Raw genomic sequence first — 17,993 nt, forward strand, 5'->3', positions numbered from 1 at the left:
CGCCGTCGGCCCTCGGACGTGCCGGATGTGCCTCAAGGCCCTTGAGCGTCTTTGTGGTGTGGGCACAAAAGGCGCCTGTCGTCTTGGCGAATTAAGTTAGCCACACCTAATATCCTCGTGCGTCAGCTCTGACGCCCACCTGCGAACAAAGGACTTCTATGCGCCGTCGTACCCTGCTCATGGCCCTCCCACTCACTGCCGTCCTCGCCAGCTGCGGAGTCACCTCCCGCGCCGGCAAGGGCTCCAGCGGTGGCGCTTCCGCGAGCGCGTCGAGCGGTGGTTTCGAGGTCACCGACATCGTCGGCCGCAAGGTCGCCTTCGACGCCCAGCCGAAGAACATCGTCCTGAGCGAGTCCCGCCACGTCTACTCCCTCGCCTTCCTCAACAAGGCCAACCCCGTCGACAAGGTGGTCGCCTGGGGCGAGGACCTCCAGAAGGCCGCCCCCGACTTCTACGAGAAGATCGTGGCGGTCTCCCCCAAGGCCGCCGAGCTGCCGACCATCGGCTCCATCGCCAAGGACGGCCTGCCCATCGAGACCCTGGTGCAGTACAAGCCCGACGTCTTCGTCATGACCCTGGACGTCTACAACGCCGCGAAGGAGAAGGGCTACCTTGAGAAGCTGGACGGCCAGCAGATCAAGTACGTCGTCACTGACTTCCGACGCGACCCGGTCAAGAACACCGTCCCCTCGGTCACCCTCATGGGCGACCTCTTCGACAAGCGCAAGGAGGCCGAGACCTTCGTCTCATTCTACAAGAAGCAGGTCGACCCCATCGTTGAGAAGGTGAAGTCCCTGACCACCAAGCCCACCACCTTCCTGTGGCGCGGCCCGGGCGTCAACGACCCCGGCTCCACCTACTCCACCGCCAACCTGGGGTCGATCATCACGGCGACCGGCGGCACCAACATCGCCGACAGCCTCCTGTCCGGCGAGGAGGGCGTGCTCACTCCCGAGCAGGTCATCGCCTCCAACCCCCAGAACATCATCGCCACCGGCGGTGAGTGGCAGCAGCAGAAGATCAAGGACACCGCCCAGACCAGCTACGTCCACCTCGGCTACAAGGCCGATGAGGCCTCCGCCAAGGCCAGCCTGGAACAGCTGAAGAACCAGCCCGGCTACGACCAGATCCAGGCCTTCGTCGACGGGCACGTCTACGGCGTCTACCACCAGTTCTACGACGCCCCCTACAACTTCATCGCCTACCTGACCTTCGCCAAGTGGCAGAACCCCGAGGCCTTCAGCGACATCGACCCCGACGCCGTCTGGAAGTCCTTCCACGATGAGTACATGCCCTGGAAGGCCGAGGGCGTCTTCTTCACGTCCATCTGATGGGCGCTCCGAACGCTCAGGTCTCCGTCGACGACGCCGCTGACGGAACGGTCGCCCAAGCCGACGGCGCGGTGACCGGTGCGACTGTCCCGGCCGCTCAGGCGGCCGGGACCGAGGCCGCCCCCGCAGACAGTGCGGACAGCGCGTCGTCGGCCTACGCCTCCTACCGCCGTCGGACCTTTCGACGCATCGCGATGCTGACGGGGCTGACCTCCCTGCTCCTGGCCGTCTTCCTCATGGCCCTCATGGTGGGGCCGCTGGGGTTCAGCCCGGTCCAGGTGCTCGGCTCCATCTTCTACGCCGACTACGACCCGTGGGTCGCCAATATCGTCATCAACCTGCGCCTGCCCCCGGCGCTCCTGGCGGTTCTGGTGGGTGGAGCGCTGTCCCTGGCCGGAGTCCAGATGCAGACGATCCTCGACAACCCGCTGGCCGAGCCCTTCACCCTGGGGATCTCGGCGGCCTCGGCCCTCGGTGCGGCGCTGGCGATCGTCACGGGCCTCGTGCTGCCCGTGGCCACCGGGGCCACCCTGCCGATCGTGGCGATGACAGCGGGACTGGCGGCCTCTCTCACCATCGCGATGGTCTCGAGGCTGCCCTCGGTGACCAAGGAGATGACGATCCTGCTGGGGATCGCCCTGGTCTTCAGCTGTCAGGCGCTCCTGGCGCTCGTGCAGTACCGGGCCTCCACCGAGAGCCTACAGCAGATCGTCTTCTGGTCGATGGGCTCGCTCATGCGCGCCACCTGGCCGGCCGTGGCCACCGTCTCGGTGGCCCTGCTCGTGGCCACGCCCGTGTTCTGGGTCAACGGCTGGCGACTGACCGCCATCACCCTGGGGGAGGCGCGCGCCGCGGCCATGGGCATCAACGTGGCGCGCCTGCGCGCGTGGACCCTGGTCGGGGTCTCGCTGCTGGCCGCCCTGTCCGTGGCCTTCGTGGGGATCATCGGCTTCGTGGGGCTCGTGGGACCGCACATGGCCCGCGGCCTGGTGGGGGAGGATCAGCGCTTCCTCGTACCCGCCTCCATCCTGGCCGGCTCCACCCTGCTGACCGCCGCGCACGCCACCAGCCAGGTCATCGTCCCGGGAGTGGCCGTGCCCGTCGGCATCCTGACCGCCCTCGTGGGCGTGCCGGTGTTCCTCACCATCATCTTCGGACGCCAGCGCTCGGCGGTCAGGAGCGGTTCATGAGCCTGACGCTGAACAACCTCACCTTCTCCTACGGTCGGCGTGCCGTCCTCAAAGGGGTCGACGCCACCTGGGAGACGGGCCAGATGGTCGGTCTGCTCGGCCCCAACGGCGCCGGCAAGTCGACGCTCGTCACCTGCGTGGCCCAGCTGCGCCGCTACCTGGGGGAGGTGACCTTCGAGGGGCGCAGGGGACGGGACCTGCGCGGCATGATCGGCTACATGCCGCAGGGCCTGCCCGGTGACGCCGCCCTGACCGCCCTGGAGTCGGTGCTCACCGCCTCACGGCGCGGGATGACCTGGCACACGAGCCGCGCCGATATCGACCTGGCCTGGGGTGCCCTGGACGAGCTCGGTGTGGCCGAGCTGGCCGACCGTCCCCTGGGTCAGCTCTCCGGCGGTCAGCGCCAGCTCGTGGCCCTGGCCCAGACACTCGTGCGCGACCCCGGGCTCATCCTGCTCGACGAGCCCACCTCCGCCCTCGACCTGCGCCGTCAGGTCTCGGTGCTCTCCCACGTGCGGCGGATCTGCCATCGGGACACCGGGCGCCTCGCCGTCGTCGCCCTGCACGACCTCAACCTGGCGGCCCGCTTCTGCGACCGCCTCGCCGTGCTTGCCGGCGGGACGGTCCTCGCCGAGGGCACACCCGCCGAGGTGCTCCAGCCCGACACCCTCGCCGAGGTCTACGGGCTGCGGGTGCGCATCGTGCCCGACGGCGACCACCTCATGGTCGCCCCCGAGACCGAGCAGGGGACCTGAGCCGGTGGCGTGCCGCTCGGGTGCCCGGCCGGTGCTCGACGTCGTCGGGCGTGCACGGCGTCACGCGCTCACGCACTGACGCACCGGCCGGAAACCTCCCTACGCTCAGGGCATGACGCCAACGCCGGGTACCCCCGCCAACAGCGGGTTGAGGGCGGCCTTCCCCACTACGCTCCTCATCGCCCTGGCCGCGCTCGCGGCCGTCGCGCCCCTGGCCACCGACGCCTACCTGCCGGCCTTCGCCCAGATGGCCGACGACCTGGCGGTCTCCGCCTCCAGCGTCCAGCTGACGATGACGACCTTCCTCGTGGGGATCGCCCTGGGACAGCTGACCATCGGGGTCCTGTCCGACCGCTTCGGCCGGCGTCCCCTCCTGCTGTGGGGCAGCATGCTCGCCCTGGCCGCCAGCATCGGCGCCGCCCTGGCCCCGAGCCTGCCCGTCCTCCTGGGGGCCCGCTTCCTGCAGGGACTGGGCGGGGCGGCCGGCATGGTCCTGGGCCGGGCCGTCATCTCCGACCGCTCCCGCGGCATCACCGCCGCTCAGGCCCTCAGCGTCGTCATGGCAATTCAGGGGATCGCCCCCGTGGTCGCCCCGATCCTCGGCGGTGTGCTCGTCGAGCCCATCGGGTGGCGCGGGATCCTGGGGGTCGTTGCCGCCTTCACCGGGGTGCTCGTGGTCATGGTGACCCTCTGGGTGCCCGAGTCCCTGCCCGCCGAGCAGCGACACGACGGCGGCCTGCGGATCCTGCTCGACGGCACCCGCGAGCTGGCCCGCGACCGCGTCCTCGTGCGCCTCCTGCTCATCAACGCCCTGTCCTTCGGGCTGCTCATGGCCTACCTGTCCGCCGCGCCCTTCGTGCTGCGCAACGTGCTGGGTATGGGGACGGTGGCATACACAGCGGTCTTCGGTCTGTGCGGGGCGACGGTCACGGTGACGATCGCGGTGGCGGCCTCCCTGGTGCGCCGGTTCTCCCAGGCTCGGCAGGTGCGGATCGGCCTCATCGCGGTGATGGTCGTCGACGTCGTCTTCGCCGCGGTCTGTCTGGTCTGGCTGCGCGAACCGGTGACGGGAGCCTCGCGGATGCCGCTGCTCGTTGTCGTGGTGGTGCTCTTCCTGGCGCACGTGGCCTGCCTGGGGTTGTCGATGGGCAACGCGCCGGCGCTTGCGCTCGACCGCACCGGCCGGTGGGCGGGAACCGGGTCCGCGCTGCTCGGCTTCCTCCAGTTCGTCGTCGGCGGGCTCGTCAGCCCGCTGGTGGGGCTGACCGGGGAGGCCAGTGGGGCGGCCTTCGGCGTCGTCATCGTGGCCGTCGGCGTCATCGCCAACGTCCTCGCGGTCTTCGGACTGCGCGAGAGGGGCGAGAAGGAGCGCCGGGCCGCCCGGAAGGCCGAGCGCCGACAGCGCCGCCTGGGGCAGTGACAACTCGGGTCCGTCTGTGTCCGCCGGTCGATGCGTCCGAGCTGGTGCTGGTGGCAGCCACCGCTCAGGGCGCGGGGCGCAGTCGCGTCGTCGGCAGGGGCAGCTCGATGCTGCCGACGAGGTCTACGAACTTGGCGATGCTGGTGGCCGACAGGTCCTCCATCGCCCTGGCGACGATGACGCGGTCCCGGTGGATCTCACGGATCCTGACCCGTGCCCAGGTCTCCTCGCCCGTCTGCGGATCCTCCTCCTGAAGGAGCCGGCTCGTCGGCATGCGCCTGGATCTCGTCAACAGTGCAGGGCATCGTCATCACCTTTCAGTGTCAGGTCAAGTGTGGCTGCAGTGCGCCGGCGTTGAGCGGCCCAAGCGAATTCCTCTAGCCATCGGTTGAGATCAGGGTGACCGCAGTCGAAGACTGTCGTGTCATCGTCCGGTCCCAGTGGTCGCACGCGCAACGAGTGCGACTCCATGTTCATAGCCCGATGTTCTTCTGCGCGCGCGTGAGCCCGTGCCATCGCAGGAGTTTGACAGATGGATGCAGGTGGATTTGGTGTGGCGCACGTAGTGCTGCATGTGCTCGGAGGTGGGGGTGAATGCGGTGCTCGAGGACGTGTTTTCGTCGTGAGGACTGCGTTTTGTCGTCGATCTGAAACGCCGTCCTCGAAGGAGATCGCAGTCCTCGATGTACTGGCGCGATGGGATGTGCGCCGGGACGTGCGGTGGAGAGAGCCGGAGGACCGTCTTCCCGTCGCTGGAACCGCTCGCCCTGCCGCCGGGAGCGGATGCTCCGCGACGGGTGTTGCTCGCGATGCAGCGCGCGTGTCGCAGGTCACCTGCTGTCTGTGGAATGGATCGTCCCGCCCCAAGGTTGAGCCAGTCAGACTCAAGGTTGGGTGCCATCGAGTTGACAGAGCCCGACTCAACCACAATCCTGAGTGCATACGACTCAACCTGAAGTCGCCGGAGCAACCGGCCTTCACCTCAGACATCGACTGACAACGACTCAGCAAACACAAGGAGCACACCACATGGCACGCGCTGTCGGTATCGACCTCGGTACTACCAACTCTGCTATCGCCGTCCTCGAGGGTGGCGAGCCCACCATCATCCCGAACGCAGAGGGCGGCCGCACCACCCCCTCCGTCGTGGCCTTCTCCAAGTCCGGCGAGATCCTCGTCGGTGAGATCGCCAAGCGCCAGGCGGTCACCAACGTCGACCGCACCATCTCCTCGGTCAAGCGCCACATGGGCACCAGCTGGTCCGTCGAGATCGACGGCAAGAAGTACACCGCCCAGGAGATCAGCGCCCGCATCCTGGCCAAGCTCAAGACCGACGCCGAGGCCTACCTGGGTGAGCCCGTCACCAACGCGGTCATCACCGTCCCGGCCTACTTCAACGACGCCGAGCGCCAGGCCACCAAGGAGGCCGGCACCATCGCGGGCCTGACCGTGGACCGCATCGTCAACGAGCCCACTGCTGCGGCCCTGGCCTACGGCCTGGACAAGGGCAAGGAGGACGAGCTCATCCTCGTCTTCGACCTCGGTGGCGGTACCTTCGACGTCTCCCTGCTCGAGGTGGGCAAGGACGACGACGGCTTCTCCACCATCCAGGTGCGCGCCACCAACGGCGACAACCGCCTGGGCGGCGACGACTGGGACGCCCGCATCGTCGACTGGCTGGTCAAGCAGGTCAAGAGCAAGGACGGCGTGGACCTGTCCAAGGACAAGATCGCCATGCAGCGCCTCAAGGACGCCGCCGAGCAGGCCAAGAAGGAGCTGTCCTCGGCGACCTCCACGAACATCAACCTGCAGTACCTCTCCATGAGCGAGTCCGGCCCCATCCACCTTGATGAGAAGCTCACCCGCTCCAACTTCCAGGAGATGACCGCGGACCTGCTCGAGCGCACCAAGATCCCCTTCCACAACGTCATCAAGGACGCCGGGGTCAAGGTCTCCGAGATCGACCACGTGGTCCTCGTGGGCGGTTCCACCCGCATGCCCGCCGTCACCGAGGTGGTGCGCGAGCTGACCGGTAAGGAGCCCAACAAGGGCGTCAACCCCGACGAGGTCGTCGCCGTCGGCGCGGCCCTCCAGGCCGGCGTCATCCAGGGCGACCGCAGCGACGTCCTGCTCATCGACGTCACGCCGCTGTCCCTGGGCATCGAGACCAAGGGCGGGGTCATGACCAAGCTCATCGAGCGCAACACGGCCATCCCGACCAAGCGCTCCGAGGTCTTCTCCACCGCCGAGGACAACCAGCCCTCCGTGCTCATCCAGGTCTACCAGGGCGAGCGCGAGTTCGCCCGGGACAACAAGCCGCTGGGCACCTTCGAGCTGACCGGCATCGCCCCGGCCCCCCGCGGCGTGCCCCAGATCGAGGTCTCCTTCGACATCGACGCCAACGGCATCGTCCACGTCTCGGCCAAGGACCGCGGAACCGGCAAGGAGCAGTCCATGACCATCTCCGGCGGCTCCGCCCTGCCCAAGGAGGACATCGACCGCATGGTCAAGGATGCCGAGGCCCACGCCGAGGAGGACAAGAAGCGCCGCGAGGACGCCGAGACCCGCAACTCCGCCGAGCAGCAGGCCTACTCCATCGAGAAGCTCCTCAAGGACAACAAGGACAAGCTGCCCGAGGACGTCCACTCCGAGGTCTCCGAGGCCGTCAACGACCTCAAGAAGGCCCTCGAGGGCGACGACATCGAGCCGGTCAAGACCGCTCAGGAGAAGCTGAACTCGGTGGCTCAGAAGGTCGGCGAGGCCATCTACCAGGCCGACGCCGCCTCCCAGGGCGCGGCCGACTCCAGCTCCACCTCCGCCGGCGGCTCCACGTCCTCCGATGACGAGGACATCGTGGACGCCGAGATCGTCGACGACGAGGACTCCAAGTGACCCCGGCCGGCCCCACCCCCGAGGACGAGGGCATCGACCCCGAGCTCCAGGCGGCCGTCGAGTCGGCCTTCGAGGAGGTGCCCGACGACGTCCGTGACGAACTCGCCCAGGGCACGCCCGAGGGCGCGGCCGGCCAGTCCGACGCCGCCTCCTCGTCCGAGGAGGCGGCGGGGGACAGCCCCCTGGCCCAGGCTCAGGCCCAGGCCGCTCAGGCGGCCGACGACCTGGCCCGGGCCCGGGCGGACCTCTACAACCTCCAGCAGGAGTACCAGGGGTTCGTGCGCCGGTCCCGCGAGGGTGCGGCCTCCCACCGTGAGGCCGGTGCCGCCGGCGTCGTCGAGTCCCTCATCCCGGTCCTCGACGAGATCGAGCTGGCCCGCCAGCACGGCGACCTGACCGGAACCTTCGAGACCACGGCCGGCAAGCTCGAGTCGATCCTGGCCGAGAAGTACTCCCTGGAGCGCTTCGGCGCCGTGGGCGAGGTCTTCGACCCCACGCTGCACGAGGCCCTCATGGCCACCGAGTCCAGCGAGGTCACCGAGCCCACCATCGCCGCGGTCCTCCAGCCCGGATACCGCCTGGGTGAGCGCGTCGTGCGCGCCGCCCGCGTCCAGGTCGCCAACCCGGCCTGAGCGGTATCCACCGCACATTCACTGCACCGATCCGATTCACCAACCCCGGTCCGACGGCGGACCCGGCCCCGCCAGAAACGCTGGCTCGGGTCCGCCGTCGGCCGGGAGGCATCATCGGGACGCCCGAGGGCACCAGGGCCTGCCGGAGATGCGCCCCACGACTTTCAGGCGTCGCCGCTCATCGGTGACAAGCAGCAGTCATCAGTAATTATCAGTAAGGAAAACCCACGATCACCCGGATAAGGAGGCGGTGACACGAACATGGCCAGTCAGGACTGGATGACGAAGGACTTCTACGCGGTCCTCGGCGTGAGTAAGGACGCCGACGCCGCCGCCATCAAGAAGGCCTACCGTACGCTCGCAAAGAAGTACCACCCCGACCGTAACCCCGACGACGCCGCGGCGGCAGAGAAGTTCAAGGAGATCGGGGAGGCGTACGCCGTCCTGTCCGACGAGGCCGAGCGCAAGCAGTACGACGCGATCCGCTCCATGGCCGGAGGCGGAGCCCGCTTCCAGGCCGGGGGCCCGGGTGGCGCTGGCGGCGCGACAGGATTCGAGGACATCTTCTCCTCCATGTTCGGCGGCCAAAGCGGAGGCGTCCGCTTCGAGACCGCCGGCGGTGCCGGCGCCCAGCCCGACCTCGACGACCTGCTGCGCATGTTCGGCGGTACTCCCAGCCCCACCCGCTCCGGCGGGCGCCCCGGGCCCTTCGGGTTCGGCGGCTTCGGCTCCCAGCCCCAGCCGCAGAAGGGCTCCGACGTCCTGACCTCGGCCGCGCTGGACCTGCGCGACGCCGTCGCCGGCACCACCGTGGAGCTGACCGCGGACGGACGCACCATGAAGGTCCGCATCCCGGCGGGCGTGCGCGACGGCCAGAAGATCCGCCTGCGCGGCAAGGGCAGGGCCGGCCTCAACGGTGGCGAGAACGGCGACATGGTGGTGACCATCAGCGTCAACAAGCACCCGGTGTACTCCATCGACCCGGTCGACGGCGCCAACCTGCGCATGGACCTGCCGGTCACCCTGCGCGAGGCCGCCCTGGGCGCCACGGTCGAGGTCCCGCTGCTCGACGGCGGTACCTCCAAGATCAAGATCAAGCCCGGTACCTCCTCGGGCACCGTCATGCGCCTGCGCGGCAAGGGCGCCATCACCCGCAAGAAGACCGGCGACCTGCTGGTAACCATCGAGGTGGCCGTCCCCAAGAAGCTCTCCAAGGCCGCCAAGGAGGCGCTCAAGGCCTTCGATGAGGCCATGGGTGACACCGATCCGCGGGCCACCCTCATGGAGGAGGCCGGCAAGTGAGCCGGCGTCGCGCCGGGCAGGGCCTGGGCTACCTGGCCGAGGACGCGGCCGAGCGCGCGGTCTACGTGGTCTCGGTGGCGGCCGAGCTGGCAGGGATGCACCCCCAGACCCTGCGCCAGTACGACCGGCTCGGACTGGTCAGCCCCGCCCGGACCCGCGGGCGGGGCCGGCGCTACTCCCACCGCGACGTCGAGCGCCTGCGCCGTATCCAGGCCCTGTCCCAGGAGGGCATCAACCTCGAGGGCATCCGCCGCATCCTCGACCTGGAGGCCCGCGTTGAGGAGCTGGAGACCGACAACGCCCGCATGCGCAGCCGAGAGGCGGTCGTCCAGCGGATCTTCGCCGCGGCCGCCGACGGCGAGGTCCAGGTCGTCGCGCCCGGTCGGCGGGGTCGTGGGCCCGCAGAGCACCGCCCCGAGCGGGGAGGTGAGCGCCCCATGAACATGGCTAACACAGCGAGCACAGCGGGTACCAGGGGCACTGTGAGCACTGCGCTCGTGCCCACACGGTCCATACGGTTCCCGCAGCGCTGACACCTCGGCCCACGCGGTTGCTCACACGGTGGATGCCGGTGGACGCCATCGCGACCGACGCCACCAGGGGCACTGCTCAAGGCTGTGCCCCTCTTTTTCTTTCGGAATTGCGGGAAATGATATCCATGTGATGGAGCGCGGATCGCTTCAAATATAATATGTGCCACATGCGGATGATGGTCTCCTTCACGGGTCGGGGCGTGCGCTACCCGGCCCCCGACGTGGCCCGAGGTTTCATGCTGCTGCTCGTGGCGGTGGCCAATGTCCCGGTATGGAACAAGGCGCTGGTCGGCATTGACGGAACATCACGGGCGTCGGCGGTCGATGCCTGGTGGTTGTTCGTGCGCGCGCTCATCGTGGACCACCGCGCCTACCCGTTGTTCGCGATGCTGTTCGGGTTCGGGCTGATGACCATGATCAACCGGCGCATCGCCTCCGGGACGCAGGCCTACCTCAAGTCTCTGGCCGGCGTGGAGGCGGGCCGTGAGCCGACGGCGCAGGAGGAGGCCTGGGCGCGCGAGCAGGCCACCGTGGACGCGCGCCGACTGGTGCGGCGCCGGGGCTGGTGGATGATCCTGTTCGGGTTCGTCCACGGCATCTTCTTCCCCGGCGACATCATCGGCGCCTACGGTCTGGTCGCCGTCATCTTCGCCGGGTGGTTGGCCCGCAAGCGGTATACCCGTCTGTACGTCGTCGGCGCCGTCATCATGCTGATAGCCGCCGGCAGCTTCCTGGCGATGGGCTTCGCCTCTCCGGAGACCATGGAATGGTCCGGTGCTCAGGGGAACCAGGCCGCGATGGCGCTGCCCTGGTTCGTCACCAATATCGTGGGGTGGACCGTCGGACTGTTCGCACAGGTCCTCGTCGCGCTCATCGTCCCCGCCGCAGTGATCGGCGCCCGCCTGGCCGACACCGACATCGTCACCCAGCCGGATCGGCACCGCGGCCTGCTCATCTCGACTGGGATCGGCGGACTGGCCCTGGGAGCCCTCGCGGCGCTCCACAGTGCTCTGGCCAACGTGCTGCTCGGCACGCTGTGGCCGTGGGACTTCGCCGTCAAGGAGCTCTTCGGAATCGTCGGTGCCTGCGGCTGGTTGGCGCTGCTGGCCCTCTACGCCGGTGGGCCGACGCCGGACGGCCGGTTGACGGGTCTGCGTCGGCTGGCCTCCGCGGTGGGGCGGCGTTCCATGACCGTCTACCTGAGTCAGACGATCCTGTTCGGGACCATCTTCGTCATCATCCCCGTCCTCGCCACAGGCGAGCGCCTGTGGGTGGGCGAGGCCGCGGCCGCGCTCATCGCGCTGGGGGTCTGGCTGGTCACGGTGGTCCTGTGCGTGGCGCTGGAGCGCGGTGGGCATGCCGGTCCGTTCGAGACCCTGCTGCGCACCGCCGTGGCCCGCAGCGAGCGCAAGCGGGCGATGGCTCCGCCGCCGGCCGTCCGACCCGCTGACGCCCGGTCGGAGGCAGTGCCGGGTGGATGATGATCCCACGGCGGCTGCTCGCCGGTGTTGGAGCCCGCGCCTTGCGGGGCGTCAGTGCGCGATCAGGCGGCCGTCGGGATGAGGGGCCCTGGTCCTCCGGGAGGAGTCGTCGGGGCCTTTTCTCGCCCCTCAGGTGGAGAGGTCCGATGCTGGTGAACAGGCTTTGCGGGGGAGGCGTGGATCACAGGGGCTTCCTAGCGTGGTGGGCATGAAACTCGCGACATCGTTCACCGGTACCCGGGGGGTGCGCTATCCCTCCCCTGATGTGGCCCGTGGCTTCATGCTCCTGCTCATCGCGCTGGCCAATGTCCCCTTCTGGACCGGCGTGACAAGGACCTCCGCTCCCAGCGATGCCGTCGACACGGTCTGGCTGTGGGTGCGCACGCTGTTCGTCGACGGGCGGTCCTACCCGCTGTTCGCGATGCTGTTCGGGTTCGGGCTGGCCACTATGGTCAACCGGCGCATCGCCGCCGGCACCAGGTCCTACCTCGAGTCCCTGCCCGGTGTGGAGGCGGGCCGTGAGCCGACGTCGCAGGAGGAGGCCTGGGCGCGTGAGCAGGCCACCGTGGACGCGCGCCGCCTGGTGCGGCGTCGGGGTCTGTGGATGATTCTCTTCGGCGCTGTTCACGCCTTGGTCTTCTCCGGTGACGTCATCGGCGCCTACGGTCTGGTCGCCGTCATCTTCGCCGGGTGGATCGCCCGCAAGCACTGGAAGCGGGCAGCGGTCCTCTGCACCGTCTCCGTCGTTGTCGGCGTCGTCATCACCTTCGTCATGCTCAGTGTCATGGTCTCCCAAGGCATGACCTCGACAGCGGATATGCGCCAGGGGGCCTCCGGCTCGACCACTACGCTCCTGTCCTATGTCTCCCACGGTCTCACCGCCTGGGCCGTAAACGCGGGTACAGGGCTGGTGTCATTGATGGGGCCGGCGATGTTCCTCGGGGCTCGCCTGGCCGACACCGACCTCATCGCCCATCCCGAGCGGCACCGCCGCCTCCTGGCCGCCGTCGGCCTGGGCGGCCTGGGGATCGGGGCCGTGGGCGGCATTGGGCTCGCCGTGTGGGCCACGGGTGGGCCCCTGGTCGTCTGGACCATTCCTCTTGGCCAGGTGGCGGGACTGGCCGGTGCCTGTGGCTGGTTGGCGCTGCTGGCCCTCTACGCCGGTGGGCCGACGCCGGACGGGCGGCTGACGGGGCTGCGCAAGCCGGCCTCGGCCGTGGGCCGCCGCTCCATGACCGCCTACCTCTCCCAGACCCTCCTCTTCGCCGCCGTCTTCCTGCTCCTTCCCGCCCTGACAGGTATTCAGCTCCATCTGGGCGAGGCGCGGACCGCGGGGATCGCGGTGGTGGTCTGGCTGGTCACCGTGGTCCTGTGCACCCTCCTGGAGCGCGGCGGTCACGCGGGTCCGTTCGAGACCCTGCTGCGCACCGCCGTCGTCCGCAGCGAGCGCAAGCGGGCGATGGCTCCGCCGCCGGCCGTCCGACCCGCTGATGCCCGGTCGGAGGCGGTGCTGAGCGGATGATGACCCCGCGGCGGCTGCTCCCCGCCGTCGGAGCCCGTGCCTTCAGGGGCGTCAGTGCGCGATCAGGCGGCCGTCGGGATGAGGGGCCCTGGTCCTCCGGGAGGAGGGCCAGGGCCTTCCTCACCCCCTCGGGTGGGAGAGGATCAAGGCCGGAGAACAGCCCTGGCGGGGGAGGTGCGCGACACCGCTGCTTCCTACCGTGGAAGACATGAAACTCGCGATCTCCTTCACCGGCTCTCAGGGCCAGCGCTTCCCGGCCCCGGACGTCTCCCGTGGCTTCATGCTCCTGTTCATCGCGCTGGCCAACATCCCCTTCTGGTTGGCGACGACGCACTCCTCGGCTCCCAGCGATGCCGTAGACACGGCCTGGCTGTGGACACGCACCCTCCTGGTTGACCACCGCGCCTACCCGCTGTTCGCCCTCCTGTTCGGTTTCGGGCTGGCCACCATGGTCAACCGGCGCATCGCCGCCGGCACCAGGTCCTACCTCGAGTCCCTGCCCGGCATCGAGGCCGGACGCGAGCCAACGTCGCAGGAGCAGGCCTGGGCCCGTGAGCAGGCCACCGTGGACGCGCGCCGCCTGGTACGGCGTCGGGGTCTGTGGATGATCCTCTTCGGCGCCGCCCACGCCTTGGTCTTCTCCGGCGACATCATCGGCGTTTACGGCCTGGCCGCCGCCGTCTTCGCCGGATGGCTGACCCGCAAGCACCGCAAGCGGGCCATGGCCTTCAGCGTCGTCGTCACCATCGCCGTCATCACGACGATGTACGCCATGGGCAGCCATGTTGCGGCCCAGGGCCTGACCGCTGCGGCGGCCATGCAGCAGGGGGCCGGCGAATCGGCTACGACCCTCTTGTCCTACGTCTCGGGCTCCATCACCTCCTGGGCCGGGAACTCTGTTGCAACGGTGCTCTTCTCGATGGTGGTGCCGGCGATGTTCCTCGGGGCCCGCCTGGCCGACACCGACCTCCTCGCCCACCCCGAGCGGCACCGCCGCCTCCTGGCCGCCATCGGCCTGGGCGGCCTGGGGATCGGGGCCCTGGGCGGCATTGGGTACGGCATCTGGGCCACGGGCGGGACCCTGGCTGCCTGGACGTCTCCGCTTCACGAGGTGACGGGACTGGCCGGTGCCTGCGGCTGGTTGGCGCTGCTGGCCCTCTACGCCGGTGGGCCGACGACGGACGGCCGGCTCACGGGCCTGCGCCGGTTGGCCTCGGCCGTGGGCCGCCGCTCCATGACGGCCTACCTCTCCCAGACCTTCCTCTTCGCCGCCGTCTTCCTCGCCCTTCCCGCCCTGAGCGGCATCGAGCTCCACCTGGGCGAGGCCCGGGCCGCGGGAATCGCGCTGGCGGTCTGGCTGACGACCGTGAGCCTGTGTGCGGCGCTGGAGCGCGGTGGGCATGCCGGCCCCTTCGAGACCCTGCTGCGCACCGCCGTCGCCCGCAGCGAGCGCCGTCGCCGGCTCCCGGCTCCTCCCACTCCGGTGGCGGCCCCCGCGGATCCCGTTGCGCCTGCGTCCGCCTACGAGCTGGTCCGCTGAGAAACGGGGATCACGCCCCGGTGCGCGGGTCGATGGGGAGAGCTTCCTTCCTGGCGGCGGAAGCGCACCGGGCCCCGCCTCCCCAGGGCACCCGCATGGCGGAATGGCGGATGGGCGCCCCTGCGGCGCGTCATCCCGCCATCTCGGAAGGATTGTGAGTCGCATCGCAAGACGTGAGGGTTGACCTGTCCGTTTCACAGGGCACCGTAGACGCGGTAGCCTGCCTGCGTCCCCAACACTGAAGGAAGCGAACAGTCTCATGACTCAGCCCCCCAACCCCGGTCAGCCCTTCTACCACCCGCCCCAGCAGCAGTTCCAGGCGGCTCCCGGTACTCCTGGCGCTCCGGGTGCCCCTGGCCAGCCCTTCCCTCCTGCGGCTTCGGGTGAGTCCCTCTTCGGCAACCTCTTCGACACCTCCAAGGAGTTCGTGACGAAGTACAGCCGGATCGTGTTCATCGTCGCCTCGATCGCCGTCGGCCTGGGGTGGCTCGGCGTCGGTTACATGGGAGGCAAGATGGGCGCTGTGGCCAGCGCCATCTCCGACCCCCGCAACTACGACGGCTCCACCTTCGACGGTTTGTCCTTCATCCTGAGCCTTCTGTTCTCCGCGCCGGCGTACCTCACGGTTCTCTTCATGATCCGCCTCTTCATCGAGCTGGTGTCCAACTCCGTCAAGACGAACCAGCAGATCTGACGCGACGCTCCGCTCCATCGATCGACCTGCGCGCCCGAAACCGGTTTCCTGACGGCCGCCAACCACGCCGGTTGGCGGCCGTCAGCTATTGGTGTCCGGTGTGCGGGAGCCGGGTTCGACCTCGCCCCTGGGCAGCTCAAGGACGGCTGTCAGCCCGCCCGTGGGGTTGGCACTCAGGTGGAGCTCGCCGCCGTGGGCGGTGGCCACGGCCGTCACGATCGCCAGGCCCAGCCCGTGGCCGGAGCCACGGGTCCGCCCTCGCCCCTCACCGCGAACGAAGGCCTCGCGCAGCGAGTCGAGCTTGTCCGCCGGTACGGCGGGGCCGTCGTTGCGGATCGTCAGCCGGACGCCGTCGTCCAGATGCGCCATGTCCACCGTGATCCGGCCGCCGTCAACGTTGTACCGGGCCGCGTTGCGCAGGAGGTTGGAGACGCTCTGGCGCAGGAGGACCGGGTCGCCCGGCACCTGGATGGCCCGCAGGTGGGAGGAGACGTGCAGGTCCCGCTCGGCGACCTCCGGGGCGATGACGCCCAGGGCGTCGCGGACCGTCGCCTCCATGTCCACGTTCTCACGAGCCAGCTTGCCGGACTGGGCGTCGGCCAGGTCCAGGAGGGCGTCGATCGTCTCCCGGTTGGCGCGATTCGTCTCCAGCACCCGGGTGAGTACCGTGCGCAGGTCCTCGGCCGAGGCCTGAGGGTCGGACAGGGCGACGTCGATCATCGTCTGTGTCGTGGCCAGGGGCGTGCGCAGCTCGTGGGAGGCATTGGCCGCGAAGCGGCGGTGGACGGAGAAGGAGCGCTCCAGGGAGGCCAGCATGTTGTCGAAGGTGTCCGCCAGGTCGTGGATCTCATCGCGCGGGCCGGACAGCGCCAGGCGCTGGCTGAGGTCGCCCGAGGCGGCCCGCTTGGCCGCCTCGTTCATCGAGGACAGCGGCTGCAGCATCCGCCCCGCCAGGATCCACCCGACCGTCCCGGAGAGCACCACGAGCAGCGCCAGCGCGCCGACGGCCGAGCGCATGATGCTGCTGAGCAGGTCGAACAGGTTCGTGTCCACCTGAGTGACTTCGCTGGCCTGTGAGGCCGGCACGGCAGCGGTGTCCCCGACCGGCCCACCGATCTCGATGCTGAGCGTGACATAGCGCGTGTAGAAGTAGACCAGGGCGATGAGGACCGCACCTGCGGCCGTCACCAGCCCGGCGTAGGTCAGGGTCAGGCGAACCCGGATACTCAGGCGCCGGGGGCGGCGGAACCGTTCCTCGCGCCCTGGCCGGGCACCGCTGGTGCCGTCGTGCTGCGCCGCGTCGTCGGGCAGAGCCGTCTGCGCCCCCTGCCCGCTCATGCGCTGAACCTGTAACCGGCGCCGGGAACCGTCTGGATGACCCAGGGCTCGCCGAGCTTGCGGCGCAGGTGGGAGATCGTCACCCGGGTGGAGTTGGTGAAGGGGTCCGCGTTGGCGTCCCAGGCCTTCTCCAGGAGCGTCTCGGCGCTGAGGACCCCGCCCTCGGCCTCCATGAGGACCTGCAGGACCGCGAACTCCTTGGGGCTCAAGTGGATGAAGCGCCCGTCGCGGTAGACCTCCCGGCGGAAGGGATCCAGGCGCACCCCGTGGGCCTCAATGACCGGAGTGCGAGCCGGCTGGCTGCGCCGCTCCAGGGCCCGCAGCCGGGCCACCAGCTCGGGGAACTCGAAGGGCTTGGTGAGATAGTCGTCCGCCCCCAGCTCGAATCCGCCCACGCGCGCCTCCAGCGCCCGTGAGGCGGTCAGCATGAGGACCCGAGTCCTGGGGTGCTCGCTGACGACCCGGCGGCAGACCTCGTCCCCGTGGATCACGGGCAGGTCGCGGTCCAGGACGAGGATGTCGTAGTCGTTGGTCGCCACGTGCTCCAGGGCGCTGGCCCCGTCGCCGACGACGTCGACGGCCATCGCCTCGCGCCGCAGCCCGGTGGCGATGGCCTCTGCCAGGTACTCCTCATCCTCCACGACGAGTACGCGCATTGCCCTGTGTCTCCTTCGCTGTGGTGTATGCGGCCGGTCCTACAGCCAACCAGCCCTCGTGTTGCCACAACATAAGCGAAATCGTGAACCTCGTGGCAACACCGGTCCCGGTTGGCTGTTCCCCGAACGAACGGGCGTCACCGCACCCCGACCCACGCGAGCCGAAAGGACCCTCTCCCATGAAGAAGCCCCTCAACACCCGGATCATCACCCGCACCGCCACGGTCCTGACCTGCGCCGTGTGCGCCGTCGGTCTCATGACCGGATGCTCCCAGGGCTCGAAGGCGGACTCGGCCGCGGCCTCCGCCTCCGCCACCAGTGGGGACGACTACCTGCTCAAGATGGCTCAGTGCATGCGCGACAAGGGCATCGACGTCTCCGACCCCGACTCCAACGGAAACATGCAGTTCCCCGAGACCGACGCCGCCTACAAGGCCGCCGAGGAGTGCGAGAAGACCGTCGGCCCCGCTCCGGGGACCGAGGACCTCGCCAAGCCCGAGACGCAGCAGGACCTCGTCAAGGCCGCCGAGTGCCTGCGCAAGGAGGGCTACGACGTCCCCGACCCCGAGGCCGGCAAGGGGATCCAGCTCAATGGCGACATCCCCCAGGACGTCATGGGCAAGTGCTTCTCCGAGCTCGGGAACAAGTAACGCGGCGCCCTTACGGGTACTGACAGACCACTGGCTCGCGCGGCCGGGCCGCCGCGC

The 17,993-nt window shown here is 69.4% G+C and carries 16 protein-coding genes; 13 read left to right on the plus strand and 3 right to left on the minus strand.

Annotated features, from left to right (window positions below):
* Positions 1-158 precede the first annotated feature (158 nt).
* The 4 genes from BQ8008_RS12075 (at position 159) to BQ8008_RS12090 (ending at position 4,696) form a co-directional block, all read left to right on the plus strand.
* Positions 159-1,331 (plus strand): ABC transporter substrate-binding protein, encoded by a 1,173-nt coding sequence (locus tag BQ8008_RS12075; protein ID WP_108834198.1) that lies wholly within the window; start codon positions 159-161, stop codon positions 1,329-1,331.
* On the plus strand, positions 1,331-2,521 hold the full coding sequence (locus BQ8008_RS12080) for a FecCD family ABC transporter permease (protein ID WP_108834199.1): 1,191 nt from the start codon (positions 1,331-1,333) through the stop codon (positions 2,519-2,521). The genes BQ8008_RS12075 and BQ8008_RS12080 overlap by 1 nt, the downstream gene beginning before the upstream one ends.
* Positions 2,518-3,276: an ABC transporter ATP-binding protein gene (locus BQ8008_RS12085; protein WP_108834200.1), complete on the plus strand. Its 759-nt coding sequence runs from the start codon at positions 2,518-2,520 to the stop codon at positions 3,274-3,276. Before BQ8008_RS12080 ends, BQ8008_RS12085 begins: the two co-directional genes overlap by 4 nt.
* A gap of 112 nt (positions 3,277-3,388) precedes the next feature.
* Positions 3,389-4,696, plus strand: coding sequence for a multidrug effflux MFS transporter (locus BQ8008_RS12090; RefSeq protein ID WP_108834201.1), 1,308 nt, complete (start codon positions 3,389-3,391; stop codon positions 4,694-4,696).
* A 64-nt stretch (positions 4,697-4,760) separates the two neighbouring features.
* Here the strand turns inward: BQ8008_RS12090 and BQ8008_RS12095 are convergent, their stop codons facing one another.
* Positions 4,761-4,970: a hypothetical protein gene (locus BQ8008_RS12095; protein WP_234415393.1), complete on the minus strand. Its 210-nt coding sequence runs from the start codon at positions 4,968-4,970 to the stop codon at positions 4,761-4,763.
* 755 nt (positions 4,971-5,725) lie between these two features.
* Between BQ8008_RS12095 and dnaK the strand changes: the two genes are divergently transcribed.
* From dnaK to BQ8008_RS12135, 8 genes are all read left to right on the plus strand, one after another.
* The gene (dnaK, locus tag BQ8008_RS12100; protein WP_108834202.1) at positions 5,726-7,588 is read left to right on the plus strand and encodes a molecular chaperone DnaK; all 1,863 of its coding nucleotides are present in this window, start codon (positions 5,726-5,728) and stop codon (positions 7,586-7,588) included.
* Positions 7,585-8,220 carry a nucleotide exchange factor GrpE gene (locus BQ8008_RS12105; RefSeq protein ID WP_108834203.1) on the plus strand — a complete coding sequence of 212 codons (636 nt, stop codon included), beginning with the start codon at positions 7,585-7,587 and terminating at the stop codon, positions 8,218-8,220. The genes dnaK and BQ8008_RS12105 overlap by 4 nt, the downstream gene beginning before the upstream one ends.
* 261 nt (positions 8,221-8,481) lie before the next feature.
* Entirely contained in the window at positions 8,482-9,522 is a 1,041-nt protein-coding gene (locus BQ8008_RS12110) for a DnaJ C-terminal domain-containing protein (protein WP_108834204.1), read from the plus strand.
* Positions 9,519-10,055, plus strand: a complete 537-nt coding sequence (locus BQ8008_RS12115) for a heat shock protein transcriptional repressor HspR (protein ID WP_108834205.1) — start codon at positions 9,519-9,521, stop codon at positions 10,053-10,055. Before BQ8008_RS12110 ends, BQ8008_RS12115 begins: the two co-directional genes overlap by 4 nt.
* A gap of 167 nt (positions 10,056-10,222) precedes the next feature.
* Positions 10,223-11,536 (plus strand): DUF418 domain-containing protein, encoded by a 1,314-nt coding sequence (locus BQ8008_RS12120; RefSeq protein WP_108834206.1) that lies wholly within the window; start codon positions 10,223-10,225, stop codon positions 11,534-11,536.
* 208 nt (positions 11,537-11,744) lie between these two features.
* The gene (locus tag BQ8008_RS12125; protein WP_108834207.1) at positions 11,745-13,058 is read left to right on the plus strand and encodes a DUF418 domain-containing protein; all 1,314 of its coding nucleotides are present in this window, start codon (positions 11,745-11,747) and stop codon (positions 13,056-13,058) included.
* 208 nt (positions 13,059-13,266) lie between these two features.
* Positions 13,267-14,598 carry a DUF418 domain-containing protein gene (locus BQ8008_RS12130; RefSeq protein ID WP_108834208.1) on the plus strand — a complete coding sequence of 444 codons (1,332 nt, stop codon included), beginning with the start codon at positions 13,267-13,269 and terminating at the stop codon, positions 14,596-14,598.
* Positions 14,599-14,857: 259 nt separating this feature from the next.
* Complete coding sequence (locus tag BQ8008_RS12135; protein ID WP_108834209.1) at positions 14,858-15,292, plus strand: hypothetical protein; 435 nt, start codon at positions 14,858-14,860, stop codon at positions 15,290-15,292.
* Between the two features lie 81 nt (positions 15,293-15,373).
* Here the strand turns inward: BQ8008_RS12135 and BQ8008_RS12140 are convergent, their stop codons facing one another.
* Positions 15,374-16,630: a sensor histidine kinase gene (locus tag BQ8008_RS12140; RefSeq protein ID WP_108834210.1), complete on the minus strand. Its 1,257-nt coding sequence runs from the start codon at positions 16,628-16,630 to the stop codon at positions 15,374-15,376.
* Positions 16,627-17,286, minus strand: coding sequence for a response regulator transcription factor (locus tag BQ8008_RS12145; RefSeq protein WP_108834211.1), 660 nt, complete (start codon positions 17,284-17,286; stop codon positions 16,627-16,629). Before BQ8008_RS12145 ends, BQ8008_RS12140 begins: the two co-directional genes overlap by 4 nt.
* Positions 17,287-17,465: 179 nt before the next feature.
* Here BQ8008_RS12145 and BQ8008_RS12150 point away from each other — a divergent pair, with 179 nt between their 5' ends.
* The gene (locus tag BQ8008_RS12150; protein WP_108834212.1) at positions 17,466-17,936 is read left to right on the plus strand and encodes a hypothetical protein; all 471 of its coding nucleotides are present in this window, start codon (positions 17,466-17,468) and stop codon (positions 17,934-17,936) included.
* Positions 17,937-17,993: the final 57 nt, after the last annotated feature.

Source organism: Actinomyces sp. Marseille-P3109, from assembly GCF_900323545.1.
GTDB lineage: Bacteria > Actinomycetota > Actinomycetes > Actinomycetales > Actinomycetaceae > Actinomyces.

Bases quoted from the DNA above. Each gene is read 5' to 3' on its own strand.
- BQ8008_RS12075 (WP_108834198.1), top strand. From the start codon at position 159: ATGCGCCGTCGTACCCTGCTCATGGCCCTCCCACTCACTGCCGTCCTC.
- BQ8008_RS12080 (WP_108834199.1), top strand. From the start codon at position 1,331: ATGGGCGCTCCGAACGCTCAGGTCTCCGTCGACGACGCCGCTGACGGA.
- BQ8008_RS12085 (WP_108834200.1), top strand. From the start codon at position 2,518: ATGAGCCTGACGCTGAACAACCTCACCTTCTCCTACGGTCGGCGTGCC.
- BQ8008_RS12090 (WP_108834201.1), top strand. From the start codon at position 3,389: ATGACGCCAACGCCGGGTACCCCCGCCAACAGCGGGTTGAGGGCGGCC.
- BQ8008_RS12095 (WP_234415393.1), bottom strand. From the start codon at position 4,970: ATGCCGACGAGCCGGCTCCTTCAGGAGGAGGATCCGCAGACGGGCGAG.
- dnaK (WP_108834202.1), top strand. From the start codon at position 5,726: ATGGCACGCGCTGTCGGTATCGACCTCGGTACTACCAACTCTGCTATC.
- BQ8008_RS12110 (WP_108834204.1), top strand. From the start codon at position 8,482: ATGGCCAGTCAGGACTGGATGACGAAGGACTTCTACGCGGTCCTCGGC.
- BQ8008_RS12120 (WP_108834206.1), top strand. From the start codon at position 10,223: ATGCGGATGATGGTCTCCTTCACGGGTCGGGGCGTGCGCTACCCGGCC.
- BQ8008_RS12125 (WP_108834207.1), top strand. From the start codon at position 11,745: ATGAAACTCGCGACATCGTTCACCGGTACCCGGGGGGTGCGCTATCCC.
- BQ8008_RS12130 (WP_108834208.1), top strand. From the start codon at position 13,267: ATGAAACTCGCGATCTCCTTCACCGGCTCTCAGGGCCAGCGCTTCCCG.
- BQ8008_RS12135 (WP_108834209.1), top strand. From the start codon at position 14,858: ATGACTCAGCCCCCCAACCCCGGTCAGCCCTTCTACCACCCGCCCCAG.
- BQ8008_RS12140 (WP_108834210.1), bottom strand. From the start codon at position 16,630: ATGAGCGGGCAGGGGGCGCAGACGGCTCTGCCCGACGACGCGGCGCAG.
- BQ8008_RS12145 (WP_108834211.1), bottom strand. From the start codon at position 17,286: ATGCGCGTACTCGTCGTGGAGGATGAGGAGTACCTGGCAGAGGCCATC.
- BQ8008_RS12150 (WP_108834212.1), top strand. From the start codon at position 17,466: ATGAAGAAGCCCCTCAACACCCGGATCATCACCCGCACCGCCACGGTC.